Origin of the sequence: Halomonas sp. 707D4 (assembly GCF_024158685.1) — a bacterium.
GTDB lineage: Bacteria > Pseudomonadota > Gammaproteobacteria > Pseudomonadales > Halomonadaceae > Vreelandella.
In genome coordinates this window covers 1-2,394 of record NZ_JAMZBD010000462.1, presented here as the reverse complement: position 1 = coordinate 2,394, position 2,394 = coordinate 1, and the positions used below count along the sequence as shown (strand labels likewise).

Below are 2,394 nucleotides of genomic sequence, written 5' to 3'. Positions count from 1 at the left end.
GGAGTCGCTGGTCGAGGTGTGCAAACGTCACGGCGTGGACCTGACCCTGTTCCACGGCCGCGGTGGTACCGTCGGCCGCGGGGGCGGCCCGGCCCACGCGGCGATTCTCTCCCAGCCGCCGGGCTCGGTGAACGGAAGCCTGCGGGTCACCGAGCAGGGCGAGATGATCCGCTTCAAGTTCGGCCAGCCGGACATCGCCCTGCGTTCCATGGAGATCTACACCTGCGCGGTGCTCGAGGCCACGCTGCTGCCTCCGCCGGCACCGGAGCCGCAGTGGCGCGAAGAGATGGACGAGCTGGCACGCATCGCCCACGCGGGCTACGTCGGCGTTGTCCGCGAGGACCCGGACTTCGTGCCCTATTTCCGCGCGGTGACACCGGAGGGCGCCCTGGGCCGGCTACCGCTCGGCTCGCGGCCCGCCAAGCGCCGTCAGGACGGCGGGGTCGAGACCCTGCGCGCCATTCCCTGGATCTTCGCCTGGACGCAGATCCGGCTGATGCTGCCCGCCTGGCTCGGCAGCGGCGAGGCCTTCGCCAATCGTCTCGAGCAGCCCGGCGGGCGCGAGGTGCTCCAGGAGATGCGCAGCCAGTGGCCGTTCTTCGGCACCTACCTCGACATGCTCGAGATGCTCTTGGCCAAGGCGGACGTGGCGATCGCCGCCTACTACGAGCACCGGCTGGTCGACGAGCCCTCGCTCAAGGCGCTGGGCAAGAAGCTGCGCGGGCGCTACGAGCGCCTCGAGGTCGCGGTACTGGATATCCTCGAGCAGCAGGCGCTTCTCGAGAACACGCCGCTGATCCGTCAGGCGATCGATGTGCGCAACCCCTACATCGACCCGCTGCACGGCTTGCAGGCGGAGCTTCTGCAGCGTAATCGCGACGCCGACGGCGCGATCAGTGCCGATCTATCGCGGGCGCTGATGGTCACCATGGCGGGGATCGCCACCGGGCTCAGAAACACCGGTTGAGGAGGAGCGTGCGATGAACGAGATGCAAAAGGTGCTGACGTTCTGGTTCGACGAACTCACACCCGCCCAGTGGTTCAAGAAGGACCCGGCGCTCGATCGTGCCATCCACGAGCGTTTTGGCACGCTGCACGCTAGTGCGCTCGCCTGCGAATGTTTCGAGTTTCGCGAAACGCCCGAGGGCCGACTGGCGGAGATCATCGTGCTCGATCAATTCTCGCGCAATATCTACCGTGACACGCCCGCGGCCTTCGCCGCGGACCCGCTGGCCCTTGGGCTCGCGCAGGAGGCGGTGCGGGCGAAGGCGGATCGCGCGCTGTCATCCGAGCGGCGCGCCTTTCTCTACATGCCCTACATGCACAGCGAATCGGCGCGTATCCACGTGCAGGCCGAGCGACTCTTCGACCAGCCGGGGCTCGAGCGAAACCTCGATTTCGAGCGCCGGCACAAGACGATCATCGACCGCTTCGGGCGTTACCCGCACCGTAACGCCATTCTCGGGCGGGCCTCGAGCGACGAGGAGCAGCGCTTTCTCGAAACGCCCGGCTCCTCGTTTTAACCGTTTTTCACGTCAACTTCTTCACCCAGGCCAGTAGCGCTCTATGTCTTTTGGAAAATCGACCCGGATCAACAAGTACATCAGCGAAAGCGGGCTCTGCTCGCGCCGCGAGGCGGACCGCTTCGTGGAGCAGGGCAACGTCTGGATCAACGGGCGCCGTGCGAGTACCGGGGACCAGGTCGTGCCCGGCGATCGGGTCAAGGTCAACGGCCAGGAGATCGAACCGCAGGAAGAAGAGGACCTGGTGCTGATTGCGCTCAACAAGCCCGTAGGCATCGTCAGCACCACCGAGTCGAGCGAAAAGGCCAACATCGTCGATTTCGTTGGCCACGGCGTGCGCATCTTTCCCATCGGGCGCCTGGACAAGGACTCCCAGGGGCTGATCTTTCTGACCAACAACGGCGATCTGGTCAACAAGATCCTGCGCGCCAACAACCAGCACGAGAAGGAGTACGTCGTCACCGTCGACAAGCCGGTGACCGACGATTTCATCGAAGGCATGCAGAAGGGCGTGCCGATCCTGGGTCAGGTGACCAAGAAGTGCAAGGTGGAGCGGGTATCGCGCTTTACCTTCAACATCACCCTGGTGCAGGGGCTCAACCGCCAGATTCGGCGCATGTGCGAACACTTCGGCTTCGAGGTGGTGGAACTCGTGCGCACGCGGATCATGAACGTCTCGCTCAAGGGGCTGGCGCTGGGCGACTGGCGCGACTTGACGCCGAAAGAGATCGATACCATCGTCCGGCTCACCGAAACCTCCGACGGCGCGCCGCCCCCGGCGCAAAAGCCCAAACCTAAACCGAAGCCCAAACCCAACGCCCGCGGCGGGAAGGGCGGTGCACCCGGTCGCGCCGGGGCAGCGGCCAAGGGG

The 2,394-nt window shown here is 65.6% G+C and carries 3 protein-coding genes; all 3 read left to right on the top strand.

What is annotated here, in order from left to right; all coding sequences use genetic code 11:
- The coding region (locus BIS11_RS15275) for a phosphoenolpyruvate carboxylase (protein ID WP_253586462.1) at positions 1-967 on the top strand (967 nt) is incomplete at its 5' end.
- A 13-nt stretch (positions 968-980) separates the two neighbouring features.
- Positions 981-1,523, top strand: coding sequence for a DUF924 family protein (locus BIS11_RS15270; protein ID WP_253420901.1), 543 nt, complete (start codon positions 981-983; stop codon positions 1,521-1,523).
- 43 nt (positions 1,524-1,566) lie between these two features.
- Positions 1,567-2,394: 23S rRNA pseudouridine(2604) synthase RluF (gene rluF / locus BIS11_RS15265; protein WP_253586461.1), on the top strand; the 828-nt coding region annotated here is incomplete at its 3' end.